Origin of the sequence: Sandarakinorhabdus sp. DWP1-3-1, assembly GCF_049896705.1 — a bacterium.
In the GTDB taxonomy this organism is placed as follows: Bacteria; Pseudomonadota; Alphaproteobacteria; order Sphingomonadales; family Sphingomonadaceae; genus Sandarakinorhabdus.
Map to the genome: position 1 here is coordinate 245001 of NZ_JAFCUV010000003.1, position 26170 is coordinate 271170.

The 26170-nt window shown below is 67.4% G+C and carries 25 protein-coding genes (1 of these 25 running past the window's edge); 8 read left to right on the top strand and 17 right to left on the bottom strand.

Annotated elements, in window-relative coordinates:
- Positions 1-154 carry the 3' portion of a hypothetical protein gene (locus ACP7AI_RS14890; protein WP_426168951.1) on the top strand. Its footprint begins 65 nt before the window's first position, so only the last 154 of its 219 coding nucleotides appear in the window; the start codon falls outside the window, past its left edge; its stop codon occupies positions 152-154.
- Between the two features lie 180 nt (positions 155-334).
- Here ACP7AI_RS14890 and ACP7AI_RS14895 read toward each other — a convergent pair whose 3' ends face one another.
- From ACP7AI_RS14895 to ACP7AI_RS14925, 7 genes are all read right to left on the bottom strand, one after another.
- On the bottom strand, positions 335-1456 hold the full coding sequence (locus ACP7AI_RS14895; RefSeq protein ID WP_426168954.1) for a DUF4167 domain-containing protein: 1122 nt from the start codon (positions 1454-1456) through the stop codon (positions 335-337).
- Between the two features lie 131 nt (positions 1457-1587).
- Positions 1588-2316 carry a hypothetical protein gene (locus tag ACP7AI_RS14900; protein WP_426168957.1) on the bottom strand — a complete coding sequence of 243 codons (729 nt, stop codon included), beginning with the start codon at positions 2314-2316 and terminating at the stop codon, positions 1588-1590.
- Complete coding sequence (locus ACP7AI_RS14905) at positions 2316-3119, bottom strand: SDR family NAD(P)-dependent oxidoreductase (RefSeq protein ID WP_426168960.1); 804 nt, start codon at positions 3117-3119, stop codon at positions 2316-2318. The genes ACP7AI_RS14900 and ACP7AI_RS14905 overlap by 1 nt, the downstream gene beginning before the upstream one ends.
- Positions 3119-3802, bottom strand: coding sequence for an NnrU family protein (locus ACP7AI_RS14910; RefSeq protein ID WP_426168963.1), 684 nt, complete (start codon positions 3800-3802; stop codon positions 3119-3121). The genes ACP7AI_RS14905 and ACP7AI_RS14910 overlap by 1 nt, the downstream gene beginning before the upstream one ends.
- Positions 3799-5097 carry an amidohydrolase family protein gene (locus ACP7AI_RS14915; protein ID WP_426168965.1) on the bottom strand — a complete coding sequence of 433 codons (1299 nt, stop codon included), beginning with the start codon at positions 5095-5097 and terminating at the stop codon, positions 3799-3801. The genes ACP7AI_RS14910 and ACP7AI_RS14915 overlap by 4 nt, the downstream gene beginning before the upstream one ends.
- The gene (locus ACP7AI_RS14920) at positions 5094-6512 is read right to left on the bottom strand and encodes an amidohydrolase (protein ID WP_426170146.1); all 1419 of its coding nucleotides are present in this window, start codon (positions 6510-6512) and stop codon (positions 5094-5096) included. Before ACP7AI_RS14920 ends, ACP7AI_RS14915 begins: the two co-directional genes overlap by 4 nt.
- Complete coding sequence (locus ACP7AI_RS14925) at positions 6512-8284, bottom strand: peptide MFS transporter (RefSeq protein ID WP_426168967.1); 1773 nt, start codon at positions 8282-8284, stop codon at positions 6512-6514. Before ACP7AI_RS14925 ends, ACP7AI_RS14920 begins: the two co-directional genes overlap by 1 nt.
- 105 nt (positions 8285-8389) lie before the next feature.
- Here ACP7AI_RS14925 and ACP7AI_RS14930 point away from each other — a divergent pair, with 105 nt between their 5' ends.
- A complete protein-coding gene (locus tag ACP7AI_RS14930) occupies positions 8390-8968 on the top strand; it encodes a nitroreductase family protein (RefSeq protein ID WP_426168970.1) in 579 nt (192 codons plus the stop codon).
- Here ACP7AI_RS14930 and ACP7AI_RS14935 read toward each other — a convergent pair.
- From ACP7AI_RS14935 to ACP7AI_RS14960, 6 genes are all read right to left on the bottom strand, one after another.
- Complete coding sequence (locus ACP7AI_RS14935; protein WP_426168973.1) at positions 8965-9654, bottom strand: head GIN domain-containing protein; 690 nt, start codon at positions 9652-9654, stop codon at positions 8965-8967. The two genes, ACP7AI_RS14930 and ACP7AI_RS14935, sit on opposite strands and share 4 nt — an antisense overlap.
- Positions 9655-9699: 45 nt before the next feature.
- Positions 9700-10245, bottom strand: a complete 546-nt coding sequence (locus ACP7AI_RS14940) for a hypothetical protein (RefSeq protein WP_426168976.1) — start codon at positions 10243-10245, stop codon at positions 9700-9702.
- A gap of 28 nt (positions 10246-10273) precedes the next feature.
- On the bottom strand, positions 10274-10777 hold the full coding sequence (locus ACP7AI_RS14945; protein ID WP_426168978.1) for a CarD family transcriptional regulator: 504 nt from the start codon (positions 10775-10777) through the stop codon (positions 10274-10276).
- Positions 10778-11124: 347 nt separating this feature from the next.
- Positions 11125-11463, bottom strand: a complete 339-nt coding sequence (fdxA, locus tag ACP7AI_RS14950; RefSeq protein WP_426168981.1) for a ferredoxin FdxA — start codon at positions 11461-11463, stop codon at positions 11125-11127.
- A gap of 75 nt (positions 11464-11538) precedes the next feature.
- The gene (locus tag ACP7AI_RS14955; RefSeq protein WP_426168983.1) at positions 11539-11856 is read right to left on the bottom strand and encodes an RNA-binding S4 domain-containing protein; all 318 of its coding nucleotides are present in this window, start codon (positions 11854-11856) and stop codon (positions 11539-11541) included.
- Between the two features lie 3 nt (positions 11857-11859).
- Positions 11860-14382: a helicase-related protein gene (locus tag ACP7AI_RS14960; RefSeq protein WP_426170148.1), complete on the bottom strand. Its 2523-nt coding sequence runs from the start codon at positions 14380-14382 to the stop codon at positions 11860-11862.
- Positions 14383-14771: 389 nt separating this feature from the next.
- On the opposite strand from ACP7AI_RS14960, the gene ACP7AI_RS14965 reads away from it, so the two are divergent.
- Positions 14772-16280 carry a M23 family metallopeptidase gene (locus ACP7AI_RS14965; protein ID WP_426168986.1) on the top strand — a complete coding sequence of 503 codons (1509 nt, stop codon included), beginning with the start codon at positions 14772-14774 and terminating at the stop codon, positions 16278-16280.
- Positions 16281-16321: 41 nt separating this feature from the next.
- Positions 16322-16990 (top strand): class I SAM-dependent methyltransferase, encoded by a 669-nt coding sequence (locus ACP7AI_RS14970; protein WP_426168988.1) that lies wholly within the window; start codon positions 16322-16324, stop codon positions 16988-16990.
- 9 nt (positions 16991-16999) lie between these two features.
- Here the strand turns inward: ACP7AI_RS14970 and ACP7AI_RS14975 are convergent, their stop codons facing one another.
- Positions 17000-17629, bottom strand: coding sequence for a 1-acyl-sn-glycerol-3-phosphate acyltransferase (locus tag ACP7AI_RS14975; RefSeq protein WP_426168991.1), 630 nt, complete (start codon positions 17627-17629; stop codon positions 17000-17002).
- 125 nt (positions 17630-17754) lie between these two features.
- On the opposite strand from ACP7AI_RS14975, the gene hslV reads away from it, so the two are divergent.
- The 4 genes from hslV (at position 17755) to ACP7AI_RS14995 (ending at position 22630) form a co-directional block, all read left to right on the top strand.
- Entirely contained in the window at positions 17755-18315 is a 561-nt protein-coding gene (gene hslV / locus ACP7AI_RS14980; RefSeq protein WP_426168993.1) for an ATP-dependent protease subunit HslV, read from the top strand.
- Positions 18316-18320: 5 nt separating this feature from the next.
- Positions 18321-19637, top strand: a complete 1317-nt coding sequence (gene hslU / locus ACP7AI_RS14985; RefSeq protein WP_426168995.1) for an ATP-dependent protease ATPase subunit HslU — start codon at positions 18321-18323, stop codon at positions 19635-19637.
- A 138-nt stretch (positions 19638-19775) separates the two neighbouring features.
- Positions 19776-22397 (top strand): M1 family metallopeptidase, encoded by a 2622-nt coding sequence (locus ACP7AI_RS14990; RefSeq protein WP_426168998.1) that lies wholly within the window; start codon positions 19776-19778, stop codon positions 22395-22397.
- Complete coding sequence (locus ACP7AI_RS14995) at positions 22394-22630, top strand: hypothetical protein (RefSeq protein ID WP_426169000.1); 237 nt, start codon at positions 22394-22396, stop codon at positions 22628-22630. The genes ACP7AI_RS14990 and ACP7AI_RS14995 overlap by 4 nt, the downstream gene beginning before the upstream one ends.
- A 4-nt stretch (positions 22631-22634) precedes the next feature.
- Here the strand turns inward: ACP7AI_RS14995 and ACP7AI_RS15000 are convergent, their stop codons facing one another.
- From ACP7AI_RS15000 to thrC, 3 genes are read right to left on the bottom strand one after another with little or no spacing between them, the layout of a single operon-like run.
- Positions 22635-23501 carry a class I SAM-dependent methyltransferase gene (locus tag ACP7AI_RS15000; protein ID WP_426169003.1) on the bottom strand — a complete coding sequence of 289 codons (867 nt, stop codon included), beginning with the start codon at positions 23499-23501 and terminating at the stop codon, positions 22635-22637.
- On the bottom strand, positions 23498-24763 hold the full coding sequence (locus ACP7AI_RS15005) for a M16 family metallopeptidase (RefSeq protein ID WP_426169006.1): 1266 nt from the start codon (positions 24761-24763) through the stop codon (positions 23498-23500). The genes ACP7AI_RS15000 and ACP7AI_RS15005 overlap by 4 nt, the downstream gene beginning before the upstream one ends.
- On the bottom strand, positions 24760-26163 hold the full coding sequence (gene thrC, locus ACP7AI_RS15010; protein ID WP_426169009.1) for a threonine synthase: 1404 nt from the start codon (positions 26161-26163) through the stop codon (positions 24760-24762). Before thrC ends, ACP7AI_RS15005 begins: the two co-directional genes overlap by 4 nt.
- Positions 26164-26170 lie beyond the last annotated feature (7 nt).

Genomic DNA, 26170 nt, shown 5'->3' on the forward strand with positions numbered 1-26170 from the left:
CGGCGTTCCCTTTCGCCTGCATTTCATGATTGCGATGGGCGGGGGAATCATCATCGCCCTGCTGCTTGCCGGCGCCTTGATGGGCCTGGCATTCGTCTCGAATCGATCGGGCCATGACGAGTCGGTTGGCGACAACCCGGGTGAGACTGACTGAGGCTCTCCGATAACGTGCCGGCAACGCCGGGAGCGGCGTATCTCGACCCTGAGCTGGGCACGAGACTTTAGGTCCGTGCCGCCAGGGCCGATTAGATCGACACTGTTGCTAGCAGTATCGCGCGGCCGTTCGGCCGCGCTTGCAAGCTTTAAGGCCAAGCGAACGACCTTGGCGCCGCGATCAGCCGTCGATCGGCAGTTCGGCAACAACCTTGCGGGGGCGACCGCGGCGACGCGGGGCGACCGCTTCAACGTCATCGCTGGGCAACTCGGCCTGGACCACTGGCGGCGCTTCGGCTTCGACCGCCACCGACTCGCGACGCGGCGCCCGCGTCGGTCGTTCGGGGCGCTCGCCATCGACAGGGCGCGTCACGCGCAGGGTCACAGGACCTGGCAGACCCGGAATCGGACCTTCATCGAGAACTGCCGGCTCGGCCGCGCGCGGCGCCTCCGGACGACGTTCTGGACGCTCGGGACGTTCGGGACGCTCGCGGCGCTCGCCACGCTCGTTGGGCCGCTCGGCCTGGCGCTCGCTCTGGCGGTCACGATCGGGACCACGGTCTTGCTGGACCCGATCGGCACCGCGTTCGGCATTGCCGTCGCGGTTGCGGTTGGGCGCATTGCCGTTCCACGGTTGCCGTTCGCGATTGCCATCGCCGCGCGCTTCACGCTGGGCGCCGTCACGATTGCCCTCACTGCGCGGTTCACGCTGGCCACCATCGCGGTTGCCGCGGTCGCGATCACCCCGGTCCGGGCGCTCGCGGGGCTGGTTGCCCTGATTGCCCTGGCTGCCGCGCTCCTCGCGCCAGTTGCCGCGATTGTCCTGCTGGTCGTCGCGATCGTCGCCGCGGGCCTCGCTGCGCTCCCCGTCCTGGTCCTCGTCGTCGCCGATGTCGGCATCGTCGCCGCCGGCATAGGCGGCATTGTCGTCGTCGTAGAATTCGCGGCCACGCTGGCGGCCATTTTCGGGCTGCTTGTCGCGGTAATCGCCCAGAACCCGGTAATAATGGTCGGCATATTGCAGGTAATATTCGGCGGTGACCCGGTCGCCGGCTTGCTGCGCGTCACGGGCCAGGGCGCGATATTTCTCCAGCAGCTGGCTGGCATTGCCGCGCTGGCGGTTGTCGAGCCGGTTGCCGTAGTTGTTGCCGCCGCCCATTTGCTGCGGACGCGGACCGTTGCCGCCGCGGCGCCGCCGGTTCTGATTGTTCCTGATCAACTTCGCGTCCCCGTATCCACGGACGGCATCAGCCGTGATTCTGGCAAGGTTCGACCTGTTTCCGGGCGGTTCCCAAGGGCCCATCGTTGATGGAGCTGGGGAAATAGGTCGACCGAAGCGGCAATGTCGAAGGGTGGAGGATTTTGATCTACGCCACCTTGTTCGTTCCTAGACGGCTTTACCGGGCCTTCCAAGCGAAAAAGGATGTGGGGCAGTCATCGCCGCAATTCAACCAGCTCGTACCAGGTTTGCATATAGCCCCCCACCCCGCCGCAGACAAAGATCGAGTCGTCATCGGCGGTGACCCACATGTCATAGGGTGGATGCTGGGTCCCGCCCATCGCGGCTTCGTCCACGAACCGGAAATGCCGGCAGGCAAAGATGCCTGCAGCGACCGTGCGCTCCGCCTCCCCGACATATTCGAGGTGGATATCGACCCGCGCCAGCAGCGGCGGCGTCGCGCCGCGATGGTCGGGCGACGGCAGCAGCACGGTGACGTGGCGGCGGTGAGGGCCGGCGGCGACGTCCATGCAGCGGGTCAGGAAGCCGTCACCGACGATCGGATGCGTCCCGAACCCCACCATGCCATCGGGAATCGGCATGCGCTGGGACACCCGACCGATGCTGGGGCCGTGGGATTCGCATTCCGCCACCCCGGCATCATGGTCGAATCGCACCCAGCCCGACCCCAGATAGGCATCATCGAGGCTGAGCCGGACATGGCAGTCCATCGGGCTCCGGCGGGCATCGAGCGAGTAGAGGATGTCGCGCATCACCGTCGGCGCGGGTTCCTCGATCTCGCAATGGGCGCGGATCGTCACCGCGCCATCGGCGTGATGGGTGAAGGCGAAGTCTTCGCGGCCGCGTTCCTGGTCCAGTCGCTCGGGCTTTTTCGACGTATAGCGTATGCGCCCGGTGATCCGCCGGTGCGCCATTGCCGGCATCAACGGGCGACCTTGGGTGCCATTCCCGCCATGATGTCGTACAGCGCCACCGGATTCTCGCGCGGGAATTTCAGCAACTGCATCTCGGGCGCGCCGGGGCGGCCGACCGGGATCTCGGGGGTATCGCCGGCCAGCGCATCGATGATCTGGGTCGCCGCCTCGTCGGTGCTGATGCCGGCGTTGACCGGATCATCGCCGGGACCGTTGACCTGGCCATCCCCCAGCAGCGCATTGGCGGCGATCTGCGTAGCGACGAAGCCCGGGGTCACGACATGGACGGTCAGGCCATATTGGGCGATTTCGGCGCGCAAGGCGTCCGAATAGCCGACAAGCGCGTGTTTCGCCGCGCAATAGCCGGTGCGCAGCGGCGATCCGACCTTGCCGGCGACCGAGGCGATGTTGACGATGGCGCCCGACCGGCGCGCCACCATCGCCGGCAACACCAGCTGGGTCAGCCGCAACGGCGCAAAGAAATCCACCTCCATGACCCGGCGATAGACCTCGAAATCGGTATCGAGCGCCAGGCTGCGCTGCGAAATGCCGGCATTGTTGACGAGGATGTCGATGCCGCCGGTGCGCCGCTCGGCTTCCGCAACGATGTCCGGCAGGGCGTCGAGCTCGGTCGCTTCGAACGGCAGCAGCATGGCGTCGCCCTGGCAGCGGCCCGCCACTTCCTGGAGCGCTTCCACCCGGCGCCCCGACAGCACCAGCCGGGCGCCGGCGCGGGCAAAGCCGGTGGCCAGCCCTGCCCCGATGCCCGACGATGCACCGGTGATCCAGACGGTCTTTCCGGTGAAATCCATTACATTGCTCCCATTGGCAGTGGCGACAGGCCGATCACCAGCGGATGCGCCCACAGCAGCAGGGCCCAGAGCACCAGGCCGCCGATGGCGGCGACAAGGCCGGGATTGCCCGACGACCAGGGCTGGCGGCCGCGCAACTGCGCCCCGAACGGCACGAATCCAGTCGCCGCCATATGCTCGCCATAGCCCTGCAGTGCGGCGCGCTTCTTGCCGTCCTGCATGGCGGCGCCGAACAGCGCCAGCGTCAGGATGCCGGCGGCGAGCACGATGGTGCGGCTGTCGGCCGAGACGATGATATGAACGATCGCCCAGATGGCGAAACTCCACATCATCGGGTGGCGGGTGATGCGCTGGACACCGCGCGGGTTGCCGCCGGCGCGCATGCCCATCAGCGCCGGATTGGGTGCCGTCACCGATCCGACGAACAATATGGCGGCAAACAGCATCAGGATGACGGCCATCCAGCCGAACCAGTCGGGCGCCAGCCATAGCCGATCGGCCGGAATCCGCCGCCAGAGCAGCGTTGCCCAGCCGAGACTGGCGAAGGCGACGACGGCGTAGAGCAGCGAAAAGCCCTTTTCCCCCAGCCTGGCCACCAGCGGCGCGCGCAGCGGATGCGAGAGAAGTTCGTGTCCGCCGACGAACAGCGAGACGGCGAGGATGAGAAGGGCGAGGTCGCTCATTTGTTGTACTGCAGCGGCAGCGCGCCGGGGGCGAGGTCGCGATAGCGGTCGCGCAGCAATGTCTGGCGTGATGTCATCGGCTGGGGCACCCCGTCGATGAGAACCGCGACCGGTGCCGAGGTCAATTCGAGCGGGTCGCCGTCCCAGACGACGACGTCGCCGCGCTTGCCGACCTCCAGCGAACCTAGGTCGGTGAGGCCGAAGATGCGCGCCGGCGCGCTGGTGATCGTGGCCAATGCCTGCGCGCGCGTAAGGCCGACGCCCCCCGGTACCGCCGCCTGGGCGACGGCATTGCCGGCGAAATAGGGCAGGTTGCGCGGCTGCGCACCCGAATCGCCCTGAAAAACGCCCAGGCCCACGGTGACGCCGGCGGCGACGAGGCGTCCGACATTGGAGCGCGTCGAGGCCAGAGTCTCGAAACTGTCGGGCAGATCGTACAGCGAGAGGGTGATGACCGGCACCTTGGCAGCGGCAATCCTGTCGGCAACCAGCCAGCCTTCGCGGGCGCCGATGAGGATGATGCGCAGCCGCGGGAACTCGCGGGTCAGGCCCAGCACCCCGGTGATGTCGCTGGCGCGTTCGACATGGAACACCGCCGGCACCCGGCCTTCGACGACCGCCACAAGCGCCGCGGCATCGAGCCGCTTGATCAGCGAGTCGCGATCGCGGCCGCTATCGAACGCCGCGGGGTTGCGGGCATAGCGTTGCGCCTCGGCGAAGCCGTTGCGGAGGTTGAGCCAGGCGGCCGGGCGCGAGCCGCCGGCGGTGCGCGCCCCGTCCTCGCCGAGCTCGATCAGCTGGAACGCCTGGCCGCGAACGAGGATATCGGTCTTGTCGGCGAGGCTGATGATGGCCCCCTGCCCGCCGAAAATCTCGTTGGACGCCTCCGGACCCACGATGGCGCGGGTGATTCCACCCAGCCGGCTGATCGCGATCGGGGGTGACATCGGGTTGATGGCCGGCGTCACGTCGATGGCGGCAGAGAATGGCGTGGTGCGCGCGCTGGCGTCATTGGTCTGCCGCACCCCCTCGACCTCGGTAATGCCGAGGGTCGACATGGCGGTGATCAGGCCTGGCGTGACATATCTGCCGGTGGCATCGATGACGGTGGCACCCGCCGGGACGGGCAATCCGGCACCGACGGCGATGATGCGGCCGTCGCGAACGATGACGGTGCCGTTGGTGATGACGGTGTCGCCGACCGCGGTGGCGACGGTGCCGCCGGTGATGGCATAGGTCGCCGCCAGCGCCGGCGAGGCCAGCAGAACGGCGAGGAGGAGAGCAAAACGCCTCATTTCGGGTCTCCCGCGCCGGGCTGGCCGAGCTCGAAATCGGCCATCGGGCGGCGTTTGGCGTCGGCCCAGTCGTACATCACGGCCCCGTCGATCCAGACTTTCTCGGGGCGCGAATAGACCGAGAAGGGATTGCCGTTCCACAGGACGACATCGGCCATCTTGCCGGGTTCGAGGCTGCCGGTACGGTCGGCGATGCCAAGGCCCTTGGCCGGGTTGAGCGACAGCCACGTCCAGGCGTGTTCCGGCGTGATGGCAAAGCCCATGCGATTGCCCGCCGCCATGGCCTTTGCCGCCTCCTGGTTCAAGCGCTGGATACCGTTGGCATCGTCGGAATGGACGATGGCGCAGGCGCCGGCATGGTCGACAAGGGCGATGTTCTCGCGAATGCCGTCATAGCTTTCCATCTTGAAGCCGTACCAATCGGCCCACATGGCGCTGCAAATCCCCTCCTTGGCGAGCAGATCGGCGATCTTGTAGCTTTCGACGGCGTGGTGAAATGCGGTGACCTTGTAGCCGAATTCATGGCTCATATCGATGACATTGGCCATTTCGTCGGCGCGATAGCAGTGGTTTTCGACCAGGATCTGCCCGCTGAGCACGCCCATCAGCGTATCGCCGGCGATCTCCCGGCGCGGCGCGTCGGTGGGTTTGGCGGTGCCGGCCTTGGCGCGGCGGGTATAATCGTCCCATTTGCGCTTGTAGATGACGGCATCGGACCAGGTCTGGCGGTTATAGGCGATGTTGCCCATGCGGGTCGCGGGCAGCTGGTTGCGGCTGCCATAGACGCGCTTGGGGTTTTCACCGCACGCCATCTTGAGGCTGTAGGGCGCGCCCGGGAACTTCATTTCCTGCGCGGTGCGGCCATAAACGGTCTTCAACGTCACGCCGCGGCCGCCAAACAGGTTGGCGGAGCCGGGCAGAACGTGGAAAGCAGTGACGCCGCCGGCCAGCGCGCGGGCAAAACCGGCGTCCTGGGGCCATACCGAATGCTCGGCCCAGACCTCGGGACGCGCCGGGCTGGTGGCTTCATTGCCGTCCGACACCGCGTCGACCTGCGGGCTGGGATAGTCGCCGAGGTGGCTGTGGATGTCGATGACACCGGGCGTGACATACTTGCCCTGGGCATCGATGACGGTGGCGCCGGGCGGAATGGTCACGGTGGCGCCGATTTCGGCAACCTTTCCACCCTCCAGCCGCACCGCGCCCGGGGCGATTTTCTTGCCGGTTCCGTCGAAAACGGTGGCATTCCGGATGACTGTGGTGACGCCCGGATAGGCGCGGTAGGTCGAGGGGAATGGATCGAGCGGTACCGACACGATCTCGCCGGGCTTGGCGCCGGCGGTATTGGCTGGTGGCTTGCTGGTGGTGGCACAGCCGGCGACCAGCAACAGGCCGGCAAGGGGCAGAAACCGCATCATTTGACCCCGTGCATCCAGCGCTTGAGGAGTGGCGAGACCAGCAGCAGCACCCCGCCGATGGCCGCCGAGGCGATGCCGATGGTCTGGAACACGCCGGCATAGGTCGACAGGCTGACCGACAGGTTGGTGACTTCGCCGCCGACGGTTTCGACGCTGGCGAATTGGGCGACGATGCCGCCGACATATTGCGCCACCGAGATCGACAGGAACCAGACCCCCATCATCATGCCGACGATGCGGGCGATCGACAGCTTGGTGATCATGCTGAGGCCGACGGGCGAGATGCACAGCTCGGCCATCGAGTGGATGAGGTAAAGCCCTGCCAGCCACCATAGCCCGACCTGGAAATCAGGCCCGGCAAAGCTGGTGCCCCAGACAAGGAACAGGAAGCCGGCGCCGACGCCGACCAGCGCGATGCCGAACTTCACCGGAATGCCGGGTTCGAGGCCGCGTTTCGCCAGAGCGATCCACATGGCGCTGAACAGCGGTGCCAGCAGGACGATGAACAGCGCGTTGAAGAACTGGGTTTGCCCGGCGGTGATGCTGAACAGGCCGAACACCGACAGGTTGGTGTTGCGGTCGGCAAACAGGGTCAGCGACGAACCTGCCTGTTCGAACAGCGTCCAGAAGGTGACGTTGAAGACGATGAGCACCATGGCGGCGACCATCATCTGGAATTCCGCCTTGCTGCCGGCCTTGTACGACCAAACGAGGATCGCCGGCAGGCCGATAACGAATGTGACGAACAGCGCCTTGCCGAGCACCGGCAGCGCCAGCAGATAGCCGCCGATGCCTTCGCCGGCGACGGGCGCCGGGGCATCGAGGGTGTTCGAAAACAGCAGCCAGGGGATGACCACCGCGGCAAAGGAGACGAGGTAGATCAGCCGCGAGCGATCGCGGGCGGTCGCGCTTTCCGGCGCCTCGCCATAGCCGTCGAGCTTGCCGCCATCGAACTGGATCAGCGCCCAGGCGACCAGCATGCCGGCGGCGGCGAGGCCGAAACCCGCCCACCAGCCGAAGGTGACGGCGAGAAACGGGCAGAGGATCTGCGAGCCGAGCGACCCGAGGTTGATGCCCATGTAGAAGATCGTGAAGCCGGCATCGCGGCGGTTGTCGGTCTTGTCGTAGAGCGACCCCACCATCGTCGAGATGTTCGGCTTGAAGAACCCGTTGCCGATGACGATCAGCGACAGCGCCAGCAACATCACCCCGACATAGAAGGGCGAACGCTCCGCATCGCTGACGAAGCCACCCTTGGCCAGCGTGCGCACCGCGGTGCCGTCGGGCGCAACCAGGTCGACGGCGCCATCGTCGCGGCCCTTGATCTGCAGCCGCTGGCCGGCGTCGACGACGAACTGGCCATCGGTGCCGGCGGCCGTTTTCGCAATCGTCACCTCGTGCCGGGTACCGTCATAGGTCGCGAACGGCGTCGCCGTCTGGCCGCCGAAACACAGCATCAGGTAACCGGCAGACATCACCAGCGCGCCGAACTTCACGGCGCGCTTCGACCCGAGATAGCGATCCGCCAGCAGCCCGCCGATGAACGGCGTCAGATAGACGAGGCTCATGTACGCGCCGTACATGCCGCTGCCGACGCGATCGTTGAAGATGAAATGCTGGGTCAGGTACAGGACCAGCAGCGCCCGCATGCCGTAGAAACCGAAACGTTCCCACATTTCCGTGGTGAACAGCCGCGCCAGTTGCGCTGGGTGACCGAACCATTGCGGTCGCGTATCGGCGACCGGCCCAGCGGCGGCAATATCGGTCAAATCTGGAACTCCCGAACCCTCGATCCGGCAATTGTCAGCCGGTTAAGGCCGTCACGATAGCGAGCGAAGTGGCGCCGGCGCAAGCGGCGCGATAGAAGCGCCGGCATGACCGGTTTCAACGATACCACATCCGCCGCGACCCTGCTCGCCACCCGCCGTTCCGGCAAGGCACGCGACATGGTGGCGCCCGGCCCCGACGCCGTCCAGCTGCGCGCCATCCTGGGGGCGGCGATGCGAGTGCCCGACCATGGCAAACTGGCGCCGTGGCGCTTCGTGACCATCGCCGACGATCGCCGCGCGGATTTCGCGGCCGCGCTTGGTGCGGCCTATGTGATCGACAAACCCGAGGCCGGCCGGCTGGAACGCGAGGCAGCGCTGGCCTTCGGTGCCGAGGCGCCGTGCCTGGTCGTCGTGCTCGCGCATCCGATCGAAAGCCATATTCCGGCGTTCGAGCAGGAGCTGTCGGTCGGCGCCGCCATCATGCAGCTGTTGAACGCCGCCCATGCCGAGGGTTTCGTCGCCAACTGGCTGACCGGCTGGGCGGCCTATTCGCCGGCCGTCCATGCGCTGGTTGGCGAGCCCGGGGAGCGGATTGCGGGCTTTGTCTTCATCGGCACCCCCGCACGCCCGCTCGAGGAGCGGCCGCGGCCCGATCCGGCGCTCGTCGTGCGCCGCTGGTCCTAGCCGCAGGTTACGTCGCCGCTGCCCGACGTCCGCGAGTTGCAGCGGGCGCCGCCCGCGATGACGACATCGCCCGAGCCCGAAATGCGAATGTCTGCCGCCCCGGTGGCGCGCGCCGCGACATCGCCCGAGCCGCTGATCGCGATGTTGATGTTGGTGCAGGCAAGGTTGGGCAAGGTCATGTTGCCGCTGCCCGAGATCGAGACCTTGGCGTCGCGGCACTGGCCGGCGGCAGCGATGTCGCCCGATCCCGAGGTGCGCAGCGTGACGCTCGGGCTGTCGATGCGCGCGATGCTGAGATCACCCGAGCCCGACAGGCTGCCCTCGAACGCCGGGCCGCTGCCCTTGTCGGCGCTCAGGTTGCCGGACCCGCTGGCATGGACACCATGCAGCGCCGGCATGGTAATGGCGATGCGGACCTGGTCGTTGCGGCCCCAGCTCCAGCTGCTGCCGGGCTTGTGGTCGATCATCAACTTGCCGTTTTCGACACGGATCCGCAGCCGGTCGAGCCGCTCCTGCGGGCCGGTGGCGACGACCGATGCGGCCTTGCCGGTGGTGATCACGATGTCCTCGGAACCCGAGGCCGAAACCCTGTCGAAACCCGATGCCGGGAATGCGCGCTGCGCTGCTGCAACGGCCGATGACGAGACCAGGGCGATCAGCGCAAGCGCCAAGGGGCGGACAACCATCGAACCTATCCTTGCAATGTTGTGTACTATCCGAATAGTACACAATCAGCCGGCGCTGGCAAGGCTCTTTGCGCCGCCGGCTTCGATCCGAAAGATGTTTATCTCGACGATGAAGAAGCACAGGATCCAGAGCAGGGCATCCCAGAAATCGAGCCAGATGCCGGTCACGCCCCAGGCCAGCGCAAACACCAGCGTGGCGGCATAGAGCGGCACCTTCAACTGCAGACGCCGGCGAGACGCTGCGCTGCCGGCGGGCACCGGCCGCAGCACGTCGAGCACGATCAACGCCGAGATCGCCAGCCAGACGGTCGAATTGCCGAGATCGAGCCACTCGCCGGTCCGCGCATATTGGACAAAGGCATAGATCGCGAGAGCATAACCAGTGAGTTCGACCGCGAGCGCCCAGCGCGACACCGTCCGGCCGGCGTTGGCGGAGCGGGTTTCCCATTCGAAGACCGCCAGCAGCAGCAGCCAGCCGACCTCATCGATCGCTTTGGTCGGACTGGCCTCGCGGATGAACAGGAAAACATTGGCGAACAGCAGCAGGTAGAGCAGCGGCTTGAACACCGCCATCCACAGCTGCTGCCCCATCAACCCTGCCGGCCGTGCGCGACGGCGGTCAGGCTGCCTTCAGCACCTGTTCGATCTTCAACTGCGCCGCCGGCTCGTCGATGTTTTCCATCGCGGCAAGCTCGCGCGCCAGGCGGCCGATCGCGGCCTCGTAGATCTGCCGCTCCGAATAGCTCTGCTCCGGCTGGTCTTCGGCGCGGTGCAGGTCGCGGACCACCTCGGCGATCGACACGAGATCGCCGGAGTTGATCTTGGCTTCATATTCCTGGGCGCGGCGCGACCACATGGTGCGCTTGATCCGCGGCTTGCCCTTCAGCGTGGTCAACGCCTCGGTCAGCGTTGCCTGGCTCGACAGCTTGCGCATGCCGACGGCTTCCGCCTTGTTGGTGGGGACGCGCAGGGTCATGCGTTCCTTTTCGAAACGCAGCACGAACAGCTCGAGAGTGGTGCCGGCGATTTCGGAGCGTTGCAGCTCGACGACACGACCGACGCCATGTTTCGGGTAAACGACATAGTCACCGACTTCAAAGCCGAGCGGCTTGGCGATTGCCATGGATATCCGTTCCTTCCTGCGCGCCGGCGCCGTGAGCGATAGGCACCTCGCAACGCCACCCGATGCGGTGGCGGCGGTCCATCTCATGCTCTGGTCCGGGCGACCTGCCAGTTGTACCATCTGGTTCGCCGCCGACCCGGCAGGGGGCAGTTGGCGGCAGAACCGGCGACCGCGGCGGTGGTTTGTCCACCGTCACGGAATGTACATAGCACGAAAAGTGCCGGATTTCTACTGTTCCGGCGGTATTGGCCGGCATTATGCCGAAAATGTCACGCGCGACGCCAAAAAAGATGCCGACAGCAAGGCTGTCGGCATCACGGGCTCGCTTCGGGGCACTCAGACGCAGGTCAGGATGCGGCGCCCGGCTTGTCGGAGAAATATTTGTCGAACTTGCCCTCTTCGCCCTTGTGCGAATCGGCATCGTCCGGGCTATCGCCCTTCATCGTGATGTTGGGCCATTGCGCCGAGAAGGTGGCGTTCAGCTCCATCCACTTTTCGAGGCCGCCCTCGGTGTCGGGCAGGATCGCCTCCGCCGGGCATTCGGGCTCGCAGACGCCGCAATCGATGCATTCATTGGGATTGATGACGACCATGTTCTCGCCTTCGTAGAAACAGTCGACCGGGCACACTTCGACGCAATCCATGTACTTGCACTTGATGCAGGCTTCGGTGACCACGTACGCCATTATCTCTCCCCCGCGGGTCGCACCCGCATAGTTTCGCGGCGGGGGCGGCCCCGCCAAATTTGCCGTCGCCCGCTGCTAGAACGAGGCCGATACCGTCGTCAATGCTTGAGCGCGCATGGGGCTGCGCTGCGACAGGTCGGTATAGAGGTGCCGGGCCTCCTCATAAGGCCCGCGCCGGTCGGCCAATCCCTCCACCCGGACCACGATGACGTCATCGTCGCGGGGAAAGCTGAGCACCGATCCGGCCCGGACCAGCGCCGATGCCCGATCGATGACGCGGCCGTCGATCCGCAATCGTCGGCTCTCGCACAGGTCTTGCGCCGCAGAGCGTGATTTGGCGAGACGCGCAAACCACAACCATTTGTCGAGCCGAAGCCCTGCGCCATAAACCAAATGCTACCTGCCCTTCATGCTCGCCAGGATGGAAAACGGCGAAGTCGGCAGCGTCCCGGCGGCGCTGGCGACATCGTTGGGGGGTGCCGGGCGGCGATGGCCGCGCCAGGCGAAATGCGCTGCGCCATCGACGAGCTGCAGGCGATAACCAAGGGCGCGCATCAGCCGCGCCAGCCCGTCGCGGGTCAGCCCGGCCGAAGCGGCCCAATTGGGATCGGGGATGAACGGTGCCCGGCCCTCGCGCCGGCCATGGATGGCACGCGCCAGCCGATCGACCATGTCGATGCGCACCGCCTCGCTGCCGATGCGCCAGAAACCGGCAGCCTCGACAAAGCCCGGCGGCAGGCCGTCGTCGGCGGCGATGCTGACCCGGCCGGGCTGGGGCAGCGGCGGCAGTGCGGCGATCTCGTTCCACACCGCCCACAGCGCCAGCCGCCAGCGCGTCGGTTCGGGCCGCAAGGCTGCCGCCACAAAGACATGGACGACGCCCAGCCGCACGCCGGCGGCGGTCAGCGCCTGCCGGTCGGCGCGGGGCAGCGCCTCGACCTGGTCGCCGGCATCACCGCGCTTCAGTGCGCCCAGCGTTTCGATGAGGCGCACGATCAGACCGCGCGCCACCGGCGAGACCTGGTCGCGCAGCGCCGCCAGCCGTACCAGCGGGCCCAGCTCGCGTGCCAGCGCTGCCGCAAACCATTGCTCCAGCCGCGCCGCGACCCGGCGGCGATCGTCGATCGACAGGCTGGCAAGCGAGCGGTCGAGCTCCAGCCGCGGCGTCATCGCGTCGCGGCCCTTGCGCAGCGCGCCGACCCGGGCACCGTTCCACAGCAGGCGCGGCGGCATGCGCCCGGTGAAATCGAGCCCGAATGCATCGTCGCCGGCCTCGCCCAGCAGCGCGGCGCGCCGCGCCAGTTCCTTGACCAGATAGCGTTCGGCCGCCGCCAGCAGCAGCCGCTGTTCGCCGGCACGCGCCTGCTGGTCGACGGTGAAGCGGAAGCCGTCGAGCCGGCCGATGACTTCGCCTTCGACCGCGACCGACCCGTCGGGGTCGATCTCGACGCGCTGGTCCTGGCCACGCGCCTTCAGGTCGCGCAGCAGCACGGCGGTGCGGCGATCGACGAAACGCTGGGTCAGCGCGGCGTGCAGCGCGTCCGACAGGCGATCCTCGACGGCACGGGTGCGTTCCGCCCAATGCGGTGCATCGGCCAGCCAGTCGGGGCGATGCGCGACATAGGTCCAGGTGCGCGCGCCGGCGATGCGGTCGGCGAGCGTCTCGACATCGCCGGTGACGCGATCGAGATGCGCCAGCTCACTGGCGATCCAGGCCTCGGGCAGCTTGCCGTCGCCTTCGGACAGATGGCGGAAGACGCGGCCGACGAGGCGCGCATGCTGCTCCGCCCCGGTCTTGCGATAATCCGGCAGGCCGCACGCCGCCCACAGCCGCGAGACGCCGCGCGGGCCGGGGGTGCGCTCCATTACCCAGGGCTCCCCGGCCAGCCGTTTCAGCACGGCCAGGTCGATCGCGTCGTCGCCGCGCTGAAGTTCGACCCGCGGCGGCCGCGCGTCGAGCGCGCCGATCAGCCGGGGCAGCGTGTTGAAATCGAGCTCGGTATTGCGCCAGACGAGATGCTCGAGCGCTTCGAAGCGATGGCCCTCCAGCCCCTCGATCTCCTCGGGCGTGAAGGCTGCTGCCGCCGCGGTGCCGAGCTGCACCGTGCCGAAGGTGCCGTCCTTCTGGTAGCGCCCGGCGCGGCCGGCGATCTGCGCCATTTCCGACAGCATCAGCCGGCGCTGGCGGCGGCCATCGAACTTGCCCAGCGACGCAAAGGCGACATGGGCGATATCCATGTTGAGCCCCATGCCGATGGCATCGGTGGCGACAAGATAATCGACCTCGCCCGACTGGTACATCGCGACCTGGGCGTTTCGGGTTCGCGGAGACAGGCTGCCCATGACGACGGCGGCGCCGCCCTTTTGCCGGCGCAGCATCTCCGCCAGCGCATAGACTTCCGTTGCGGTGAAGGCGACGATGGCGCAGCGGCGCGGCAGCCGCGACAGCTTTTTGGACCCGGCATAACTCAGCGTCGAGAAACGCGGGCGGGTGATGATCTCGGCGTCGGGCAGCAGCTTCCTGATCAGCGGCCGCAGCGTTTCGGAGCCGAGGATCATCGTTTCGGCATAGCCGCGGGCGTGGAGCAGCCGGTCGGTAAAGACATGCCCACGTTCGGGATCGGCGGCGACCTGGCCCTCATCGATGGCGACGAACGCCACTTCCCGGTCGGCGGGCATCGATTCGACCGTGCACAGGAAGTAGCGCGCGCCTTCGGGCACGATCTTTTCCTCGCCGGTGATCAGCGCGACCAGCTTCTCGCCCTTGATGGCGACGACCTTTTCATAGACCTCGCGCGCCAGCAGGCGCAGCGGGAAACCGATGATACCGCTGGCATGGCCGCACAGCCGTTCGACCGCGAGATGTGTCTTGCCGGTGTTGGTCGGCCCGAGCACGGCGGTGACATTCGCCGAGGAAATGCCGGCACCGGCGTTGCGGCCCGGGGTGCGGGCCGAAGCAGCGGCAAAGATCGGACGTGTCGTCACCCGGTCAATCTGGGGTTTGTGCAAGGCGGCGGCAACCGGCCCGCAGGGGCTGTGGATGGCCGTGGACTGGTTTGCTGTCCGCGCATCGCGTCCTTTGCAAATCGCCTGTGATCGGAAGACTCGCATGCAACAACGCGTGATTCAAGTGACCGTTCAAAGACCATCGCCTCGTCGCATGTCGCATTTCCGGCGGCGTTGCAGGATTGACACAGGCCGTCCGAATGATTCAAGGATTCCATTGTATTGGACGGCCCGTGGGGGAAACACGCTTGTTCCAGCCGGAATTGCATGCCGCAAACGGGGCGGCCGCGCTTGCGGTACCGTTGTCGCGTGCCGGTCCGCGCCGCTTTGCCACACCCGATTGGCGCGCTTTTGTCGCCCGCCGTGACCGCGGTTATGAAGGTATCGGCCTCGGCACCGAACTGTCGCTGGATCTCGGTGATGCCATCGGCAGCCGGGCCTGGTGGCTGGGGCTCGGCGCCTGCACGGCGCTGTGCGGCACGGCCGTGTGGCTGGGCAGCGCCGTGGTGCCGATCCGGGAGCCGGCCTACCAATTGCTGACGCCCGTGCAGCGCGAGATGGTGCGGCCCCAGGTGATTGCGCCGCTCGCGCGCGGCGGCGCCACCGGTGCCCAGCCCATCCCCAATGCCCGCCTCGTCGAGCCGCTCGCCGAGGCGCCCGAGCGGCCGCGCCTGGAACTGACCGCACGCCTCAATGCCCGCGACAGCTTCGAAGGCGTGCTGCGCCGCGCCGGTGTCGGCCAGGCCGATATCGCCGGCGTCGTCGCGCTGGTGCGCCCGCTGACCAACCTCGGCTCGCTGCCCGGCGGCACCGACATGGACATTGTGCTCGGCCGCCGCGAAACCCGCAGCGTGCCCCGCCCGCTGGAACTGCTCGGCTTTCGCGCCGCCTTCGACCTGCGGCTGGCGGTCGCCCGGCAGGACGGCGCGCTCGTCGTCCGCAAGATCCCGATCGCCGTCGATTCGACGCCGTTGCGCGTCCAGGGCCTTGCCGGCGGCAATATCGAACGCGCGCTGCGCGGCGCCGGCATCCCGGCGCGGCTGGCCAGTGCCTATGTGAAGACGATGGGCTATGCCGTCGATTTCCAGCACGGCGTCGACAAGCGCGCACGCTTCGACATCGTCATCGCCCAGGACAAGGCCGAAACCGGCGACATCCGGCATGGCGAGCTGCTGTTCGCCGGCCTGTCGCGCACCGGCAAGGAGCCGATCGAGATCGGACGCTGGGATTTCGGCGGCAAGCCGCAGTATTTCCGGGCCGGCGGCGACAGCGTCCGCAAGGGCTTGATGCGCACGCCGGTGGATGGCGCGCGGCTGACATCGGGCTTCGGCATGCGCTTCCACCCGCTGCTCGCCTATTCACGCATGCACCAGGGCGTCGATTTCGGCGCCCCCTGGGGCAGCCCGATCTATGCCGCGGCCAGCGGCGTCGTTGGCTTTGCCGGGCGCCACGGCGGCCATGGCAACTATATCATGCTGAAGCACAACAAGGAGTTGAACACCGCCTATGCCCATCTGTCGCGCTTTGCGGTGCGCGCCGGGCAAAGCGTCGGCCAGGGCCAGGTCATCGGCTATGTCGGCTCCACCGGCATTTCGACAGGGCCGCATCTTCATTACGAAACCTGGTTTCGTGGCCGGGTGATCAATCCGATGCAGCTGAAATTCACCGGCGGCATGCAGCTGTCGGGCAACGACCTTGGACAGTTCATGGCGCAGATGAACCGCTGGCGGCAGCTGGCGGTCAGCGGCGGCAGTGTCGCGGAGCCGAAGCGTGCCGACACGATGGCGGACAAGCGGCGCCGCCGCGCCTGATGCATATGGCCAGCCGGCGCCTGACCGGCTAATCCATATCGATGCGTATCTTGTCCCCGCTCCTGTTGCTCATCCCGTTGCTGGTCGCCGTGCCGGCCGTCGCCTTTCCCCTGCCCCAGCGCGATGTCGCCCGGATCGTCAGCCCGGCCTGGGCCAACGAAGACAGTCGCGACCGGGCGGGCGAGGCGGCGCGGGTGATCCGCCTGCTCGGTATCGGCCCCGGCCAGACGGTCGCCGACATCGGCGCCGGCAGCGGCTATTACACCGTCCGCGTGTCGCCGGTGGTGGGGCCGCGCGGCAAGGTCATCGCCCAGGACATCGTGCCGTCCTATGTCGCGCAGCTGCGCCAGCGCGTCCGTCGCGCCGGCCTGAAGAACGTCGCCTTCGTGCTCGGCTCGCCGATCGATCCCCGGCTGCCGCCGCGCAGTGTCGACACCGCGCTGCTGATCCACATGTACCACGAGATCGCCCAGCCCTATGCCCTGCTCTACAAGCTGCGCGCCAGCCTGAAGCCGGGCGGCCGCATCGCCGTCGTCGACCTCGACCGGCCGACAGACGCGCACGGCATGCCCAAGGCGATGCTGGTCTGCGAGGTCAAGGCGGTCGGCTATGACCTGGTTTCGATCGCCGACCTGAAACCCGGCTATCTGGCGATCTTCAAGCCCGGCGCCCCGGTCGACCCGGCCACGGTAAAGGCCTGCCGCGCCTGATTTCGGGCGCTACCGCCCGGTCATCACGAACTTGTCGGGGTATTTCCCTCGCGCCGGCGCATAATAGCTCTGGATGATCGGCAGGTCGCGCTCATAGTCGCCGCTCGGCCACAGCGTCGCCGGCAGGCTGACGGTCTTAGTCGCATAGTCCATCACCGCAAAGGTGATCGGCACGCCGGCGGCGACGGCGATGTGGTAGAAACCCGACTTCCATTTGTCGACGGCGTCACGCGTGCCCTCCGGTGGTACCACCAGCACCAGGTCGTCGGCCTCGGCAAAGGCGTCGACCATGCTCTGCACGACGGCGTTGCTCTTGGTGCGGTCGATCGGCACGCAGCCTGTCCATTTGACGATGCCGCCCAACGGCCCCTCGGTGAGACTCTTCTTGCCCATGTAATTGAGGCGGATCCGCCATTTCGCCGCGGCGGCGATCATCCAGATGCCGTCCCAGTTCGACGTGTGCGGCCCCGCGGTAACGACGACCTTGTGATCCGCCGGCCAGTCGCCCGCGATGCGCCAGCCGCCCAGCCCAAGGAACGCCCTGCCGCACCAGTGCCAGATTTCGACGAGCAGCCCGCGCGGCGGCCGCGAACGCGCGCTGCCGAGATCATGGACGATCAATGTGCCGGGGGCTGCCATCGGCGGGGCTTAGCAGGTGCCCCGAACCGTTACCATGCCGTCAGCTTTGGCAGGTCTTTTCTCGGGCCGAAACCTTCCTACATCGCTGCGGACAGCGAAATTCAACCGAAAGCACATTCCCCGAAATGGCAGATTTTCCCGATTGGCACGGCACGACGATCGTGTCGGTGCGCAAGAACGGCCGTGTCACCATCGCCGGCGATGGCCAGGTGACGATGGGCAACACCGTGATGAAACCCAATGCCAAGAAGGTTCGCCGGCTCGGCCCCGGCGGTCTTGTCATCGGCGGCTTCGCCGGCGCCACCGCCGATGCCTTTACCCTGTTCGAACGGCTGGAGGCCAAGCTGGAGCGTTATCCCGGCCAGTTGACCCGCGCCGCCGTCGAACTCGCCAAGGACTGGCGCACCGATCGCTATCTGCGCCGGCTGGAGGCGATGATGATCGTCGCCGACAAGGACGTGACGCTTGTGCTGACCGGCACCGGCGATGTGCTGGAGCCGATGGGCGGTGTCGCCGCCATCGGGTCCGGCGGCAATTATGCGCTGGCGGCCGCCCGGGCGCTGGCCGACACCGACAATGATGCCGAGCACATCGCGCGCCGCGCCATGGGAATCGCCGCCGAGCTTTGCATCTATACCAACGACCAGCTGACCGTCGAAACCATCGCGGCCGGAGAGGACAAGTGAACGTCATGAACCCCGTTGCAGCCGATGAAGCGGGCCTGACCCCGCGCGAGATCGTCGCCGCGCTCGACCGCCATATCGTCGGCCAGGATGACGCCAAGAAGGCCGTCGCCGTCGCGCTTCGCAATCGCTGGCGCCGGCAGCGGCTCGGCGACGATTTGCGCGACGAGGTCACGCCCAAGAACATCCTGATGATCGGGCCCACCGGCTGCGGCAAGACCGAGATCAGTCGCCGGCTGGCCAAGCTCGCCAACGCCCCGTTCCTCAAGATCGAGGCGACCAAGTTCACCGAGGTCGGTTATGTCGGCCGCGACGTCGATTCGATCGTCCGCGACCTGGTCGAGGAGTCGATACGGCTGGTGCGCGAGAACCGCCGCGCCGGGGTCAAGGACGCCGCCGAAGCCGCGGCCGAAGCCCGGCTGCTCGACGTGCTGGTCGGCAAGGACGCCAGCGAGGCGACGCGGCTGGCGTTTCGCGACCGCTTTCGCAACGGCGATTTGAAGGGCCGCGAGGTCGAGATCGAAGTTGCCGACAACCCGCCGGCTTTCGAGATGCCCGGCATGCAGCCCGGCCAGGTCGGCATGATCAATCTGTCCGACATGCTCGGCAAGGCGATGGGCGGCCGCACCAAGCGCCGCAAGATGAAGGTGGAGGCCGCCTGGGAGGCGCTGCTCGCCGAGGAATCGGACAAGCGGCTCGATGACGACGACATCGCCCGCGAGGCCGTGCGCAGCGCCGAGGCCAATGGCATCGTTTTTCTCGACGAGATCGACAAGATCGCCGTTTCCGACGTGCGCGGCGGCTCGGTCAGCCGAGAGGGTGTGCAGCGCGACCTGCTGCCGCTGATCGAGGGTACCACCGTCGCGACCAAATACGGCCCCGTGAAGACCGACCATATCCTGTTCATCGCGTCGGGCGCTTTCCATGTGTCGAAGCCCAGCGACCTGCTGCCCGAACTGCAGGGCCGCCTGCCGATCCGCGTCGAGCTGAAGGGCCTGACCTATGAGGATTTCAAGCGCATCCTGACCGATACCGAGGCGTCGCTGATCCGCCAGTACACGGCGCTTCTCGGCACCGAGGGCGTCACGCTGAGCCTGACCGGCGACGGCATCGATGCGATCGCGCGGACCGCGGCCCAGGTCAACGACGCGGTCGAGAACATCGGCGCCCGGCGACTGCAGACGGTGATGGAAAAGCTGCTCGAATCGCTGAGCTTCGACGCCAGCGAGCGTGCCGGCGAGGCCGTGACGATCGACGCCGCCTATGTCGAACGCGAGCTCGGCGCCATCGCACGGGATACCGATCTGTCGAAGTTCATTCTTTAAGGGAACGGTCGCTCACTCTGACCTGGTCACCCCGGCGTAGGCCGGGGTGACAGTTTTCCCCGCGGTTGGTGCCGTGCCCTTGTCCCGGCGTTGCCGCCGGGGCAAGTTGCGGCCTTGTCCTTGAAGGCTGCTCTGTCCATGAAATTCCTGGCGTCCGCATTTCTTGCAACGTCGGCCGCACTGGCCATCGCCGCCGCGCCGGCGCCGCCGCTCGGGCGGCTGCCTGCCGGCATCACGCCGACCGCCTATCGGCTCGACCTCACCGTCGATCCGTCCAAGGCGGGGTTCACCGGCCGCACCGAAATCGATGCGACCTTAGCGACCGCGACGTCGACGGTGTTCCTTCACGGCCGCGACCTCAAGGTGACGCGCGCCACCGCCACCGCCGGCGGCAGGACGGTCACCGCCCGCTATGCCGACGTCGACAGCAGCGGCGTTGCCCGGCTCGACCTCGCGACGCCGCTGCCGGCGGGCAAGGTCACCTTTGCGATCGACTATGCCGCCGGCTTTCGCACCGGCGCCGAGGGGCTGTTCCATGCCAAGGTCGGCAATGACTGGTACGCCTGGACCCAGATGGAGCCGATCGACGCGCGCCGCATGTTCCCGGGTTTCGACGAGCCCGGCTTCAAGACGCCGTTCACGGTGACGCTGACGGTGCCGACCGGTGCCAAGGCCTTTGCGAACACGCCCGAAGTCTCGGCGACGGCAAAGGGGGCAGTGACCGTCCACAAATTCGCGCCGACCAAGCCGCTGCCGACCTATCTCGTCGCCATCGGCGTCGGACCGTTCGACACGGTGTCGGCCACCATGCCGCCGAACGCCGTGCGCAAGCGCCCGCTCGATTTCCGAGTCATCGGCACCCGGGGCCAGGCCCCGCGCATGGCGATCACCGCGCGCGAGACGCCCAAGCTGCTGGCGCTGCTCGAGGATTATTTCGGCAGCCCCTACCCCTATGAAAAGCTCGATGCGCTCGCCTCCCCGATCCAGGGCGGCGCCATGGAAAATGCCGGGCTGATCCTTTATTCCGACGACCTGATCCTGCTCGACAGCGACGCGCCGCCCAGCCAGTTGCGCGGCTTCGGCGAGGTGTCGGCGCACGAGATGGCGCACCAGTGGTTCGGCGACCTGGTGACGCCGACCTGGTGGACCGACATCTGGCTCAACGAAAGCTTTGCCTCGTGGATGGGCAACAAGGTCGGCGACCTGTGGCGCCCCGATCTCGGTATCGGCGTCAGCGAGGTCGCCGACGCCTTCGAGGCGATGGACACCGATTCGCTCGGCCGCGGCCGGCCGATGCGCCAGACCATCGATCGCAACGACCAGATCGCCAGCGCGTTCGACGGCATCACCTACCGCAAGGGGGCGCAGGTGGTGTCGATGTTCGAGGCCTTTGTCGGCCCCGAAAAATTCCGCGCCGGCGTCCGCCTCCACATGCAGCGCCACGCCCATGGCAACGCCAGCGCCGAGGATTTCTTCGCCTCCGTCGGCGAGGCGGCCGGCGATCCGCGGCTGGTGCCGGCACTGCGCACCTTCACCGACCAGACTGGCGTACCGGTGGTGACCGTCGAGGACCGGCCCGACGGCATCAGGCTGCGCCAGTCACGCTATGTACCGATCGGCGTTGCGACGGATCGCATGCAGCGGACCTGGTCGATCCCGATGTGCCTGTCGCGCGGCGAAGGGCGGACCTGTACCCTGTTCGACAAGGCCGAGACGACGCTGCCACCACTGATCGGCACCGAATTGGCGCTGATGCCCAATGCCGGCGGCGCCGGCTATTACCGCTTTTCGCCTGCAGGCGGCTGGAACGCGCTCATCGACGCGGCCCCGAGCCTGCCCGGCCGCGATGCCATGGCGGTCGCCGACAGCCTGTGGGCCGACTTCGCTGCCGGCAAGACCGATTTCGCCACGGTGGCGCGGGGCGCCAAGGCACTGGCCGGCAATCCCGAACGGCTTGCCGCGATCGCGATCGGCTATCACCTGAAGGATCTCGGCGATACGCTGCTGACACCGGCGCAGCGGCCGCAATATCGCCGGATGATGGCGGCGATCTACGCGCCTCGACTGGCGGCGCTGGGCTTCGACCCGCGCCGCGCCGCCCATGCCGGCGATGCAATGCAACAGCAGTTGCTGCGGGCCTCGCTGGTGTCGCTGATGGCGCTGGAGGCGCGCGATGCGGCCACACGCTCGAAGCTGGTTGCGGCGGCCAGAGCCTATCTTGGCGGTGACAATGCGGCGATCGAACCGAGCTATCGGCAGGTTGCGCTCGCGGTCGCCGTGCAGGAAGGCGGCGTGCCCTTCATGGAAAGCCTGTCGAAGCGCATGATCGCCTCCGACGACCCGTTGTTCCGGGCGCAGGCGAGCGTCGCCATCGGCATGGCCGACAGCCCGGCGGCGGTCGCGGCGGCGCAACGGCTGGCGCTGGTCCCCGGCGTACAGTCGCTGGAGACCGTTCGTACCATCGGCATGCTGGGCAGCCAGCCCGCGGCCCGCGATGCCACGGTGGACTTCGTCAACGCCAATTTCACGCGGGTGATGGAAAGCTATCCGGGCTTTTCGCGCACCTCGATCATCGGCCTGTATCGCGGCTATTGCGATACGGCGGCGGCCGGCCGGATCGAGGCCATGGTCCGCCCCAAGCTGAAGACGATCGGCGGCGGTGAGCTCGAGCTGTCGCAGGCCAAGGAACAGGTGGGACAGTGCGCTGCATTGAAGGCCGCGAAAGGCGACGAGATCGGCCGCGTGCTGGCAGCCTATTGATCGCGGCGCTGATCGCCATGTCGTGGCCGACGCGGGTCGGTCACGACATTTTTCGATGCGACATCATGCACGCCGGTTCGTCGCATTGGCCCTGTCCTACAAAGAACAAAAGAGGAACAATTGCGGCATTGGAGTCGCGTATGATTATCCTCGATCAGTCATTGCTTATCGGCCTTGCCACCATTGTCACCAGCCTGGCCGCGCTGGTCTGGGCGTTCCGGCGCAAGCCTTGACGGCTCAGGTGGCGGCCCAGCGGCTGAAGATCGCCGTCGGCAGCAACAGCCCGCGGCCGTCCTCGCGGATCGCCATGTCGCCGCTGGCGATGTGCCCGCCGGCGCCGGCCATGACCTCGTCCATCAGCGCATGGATGGCGAGCGCCGACATGCGGATGGCGTAGACGGTGAGCACCAGAAGGGCGGCATTGTCGCTGAGCAACTGCCGCGCCAGGTGCATCAGCTCGGGCAGGTCACGCTCCAGCGACCAGATCTCGCCATCGGGGCCGCGGCCGTATTTCGGCGGATCGAGCAGGATGCCGTCATATTTGCTGCCGCGCCGGACCTCGCGCCGCATGAACTTCAATGCGTCGTCGGTCAGCCAGCGCACCGGCGCATCGGTCAGGCCCGACAGCGCGGCGTTGTCGCGCGCCGACGCCACCGCCTTCTTGCTCGCATCGACATGCGTCACCTGCGCGCCGGCCTCGGCGGCGATCAGGCTGCCGACGCCGGTGTAGCCGAACATGTTGAGAACGCGGGCGCCGGGCACCGTCCGCACGCGCATCCAGTCCCATTGCGCGCCCATGTCGGGAAAAAAGCCCAGGTGGCGGAACGGCGTGTTTGTTGCCGCGAACCGCACCGGCCCCCGCGCCAGCGTCCAGCGTTCGGGAACGTGATATTCGAGATCCCAGCGGCCACCGCCTTCATCGTCGCGGCCGCCGGTGAACTCGCCATCGGCCTTCCATTCAGCGCTTTGCGGACGCCATAGCGCCTGCGCCTCGGGCCTGATGAAGCGATAGGGGCCATAACGTTCCAGCTTGCGGCCGTCACCCGAATCGAGGAGCGCATAATCGTCCCAGGCTTCGGTCACCAGGACCTGCAGGCTCGTCACGCCGCCTTCTTCGTCATCTTTGCGACACCAGCTTTTGTCGCCTTCGCGACGGCGCCGATCTCCGCCCGTGCCGGGGCATGGGCGAGCATGGCGCGACCGGCGGCGCGCGCCGCATCGACGGTCACCGCCTCGATGCGGGTCACCACTTCCGATGCCGGCACCCAGCGGCCATGAACGAGCAGCTGGCGTGCCAGATAGTCGCCCTGCCCCTGCGGGCTTTCCAGCGCCATCAGCAGCGAGGCCACGGCCTGCGCCTTGGCCCGCGCCAGTTCGGCGGTGTCGAGCGATTCGGCCGTTTCCGCCAGCACTCGGTCGATCAGGTCGCGCGCCCGCGCCGCATCCTTGCGCGCCGTCGCGGCATGAACGCTCATCAGGCCGGCGTCGGCATAGGGGGTCGTCGCCGCACTGATCGAATAGGCGAGGCCGCGCGCTTCCCGCACTTCCTGGAACAGCCGGGACGACATGCCGCCACCGGCCGCCAGGGTGAACAGCGCCGCCGCGTCATGGCTGGCATCGTAATGGCCCGGCGCCGGATAGCCCGCGGTTAGCTGCGCCTGTTCGAACTTGCGCGGGTCGGCGAACTGGCCGGGGGCGAAGTGCGCAACCTCCGGCACCGGCTGGGCACCGCCGCCGCCGTTGGGAAACGCCGCCTCGGCGATCCGCATGACCTCGTCATGATCGAGCTTGCCCGCGACGACGAGCGTCAGCCGGTCGTTGCCGTAATGGGCCGCCAGCCAGGCCCGCAGGTCGTCGGCGGTGAGACGGCCAAGGCTATCCTCGCTGCCGAGGATCGAACGGCCGAGCGCCTGGCCCGGGAATGCCGCTTCCTGCAAATGATCGAAGACGATGTCGTCGGGCGTGTCGCGCGCCTCCCCCAGTTCCTGCAGCACGACATCCTTTTCGCGCACTAGGTCGTCGTCGTCGAAGCGCGGATTGGTGACGAGATCGGCGATGATATCGATGCCGAGCGGCAGGTCGCGCGCCAGCAACCGGGCGTGGAACACCGTGGTGTCGCGCGACGTCCAGGCGTTGAGGCTGCCGCCGACATCCTCGACCTGTTCGGCGATGGCACGGGCACTCCGGGTGGCGGTACCCTTGAACACCATATGCTCGAACAGATGCGCCAGCCCATTGTCCTCGGCGCGTTCGAAGCGGGCGCCGGTTTCGGCGTGGATGGCGACGGCGACGGTCTCCACGCCCGGCGTCTCGCAGGTGGCGACGCGCAGGCCGTGCCGCGTATGGCCGATCTGGGGAGTCTTCATGCGGCGACGGCTGCCGGCCGCGCCAGCTCGGCGATATAGGCCTCGATGGCTGCCAGCTCGGCCGGCAGGGTCACATAGCGTTCCTCACGGTCAAACAGCCCCTGCACGCGCGTCGGCAGCGCCGGGCGGATGCCGCAGGCACGCTCGACGGCATCGGGGAATTTCGCCGGATGGGCGGTGGCCAGCGTCACCACCGGTGCCGGGGCGCCGCAGGCCCGCGCCGCGGCCAGCCCGATGGCGGTGTGCGGATCGATCACCTGCCCGCATTTGTCGCGCGCCCAGCGGATCGTCTGCGCCATCGTATCGCTGTCGATGCGGGCACTGTCGAACGCCAGCGCGGCGCCGGCGCGTTGCCCGGCCGAGATCGACAGCGCCCGCGCCGATTCGAACCCGCGCATCATCGCCGCGGTGGCGCTGCCGTCACGGCCCGCCAGGTCGAACAGCAGCCGTTCGAAATTGCTGCTGACCTGGATGTCCATCGATGGCGACGCCGTCGGCTTGACGACGCCGGCGGAATAGTCGCCGAGCGTCAGCGCGCGGTGCAGTATGTCGTTTTCATTGGTGGCAACGATCAGCCGGTCGATCGGCAGGCCCATCTGGCGCGCCACATAACCGGCAAAGACATCGCCGAAATTGCCCGTCGGCACCGAAAAGCTGACCGGGTGCTCGGGCGCGCCCAGCCTGACCGCCGTGTAGAAATAATAGACCACCTGCAGCATCAGCCGCGCCCAGTTGATCGAATTGACCGCCGACAGCGAGAAACGCCCGGCAAAGTCGCGATCGTTGAACATCGCCTTCACCAGCGCCTGGGCGTCGTCGAAATTGCCCTCGATGGCGATATTGTGGATGTTGGGCGCCAGCACCGTCGTCATCTGGCGGCGCTGCACGTCCGATACGCGGCCCTGGGGGTGGAGCATGAACACCTCGACCCCGTCGCGGCCGGCGAGCGCGTTGATCGCCGCCGAACCGGTGTCGCCGGAGGTGGCACCGACAATGGTGACATGCCGGCCCGAGCGGGCGAGAAACGCCTCGAAAAACAACCCGAGCGCCTGCATCGCGACGTCCTTGAACGCCAGCGTCGGCCCGTGGAACAGTTCCAGCAGCCAGTGGCGCTGGTCGAGCTGGACCAGCGGCGTCACCGCGGCATGGTCGAAGCCGGCATAGGCGCGGGTCAGCAGGTCGCGCAGCTCGGCCTCTGCCATCGCCGGGCCGACGAACGGCGCGCAGACGCGGAGCGCGGTTTCGACATAGGACATCCCGGCCATGCCGGCGATCGCCGTCTTGCCGAAACGCGGCCAGGTTTCCGGCACGTACAGCCCGCCGTCGCTGGCCAGGCCGGCAAGGGTGACGCCCTCGAAATCGAGAACCGGGGCCGCGCCGCGCGTTGAGATGTACCGCATGAAGTGA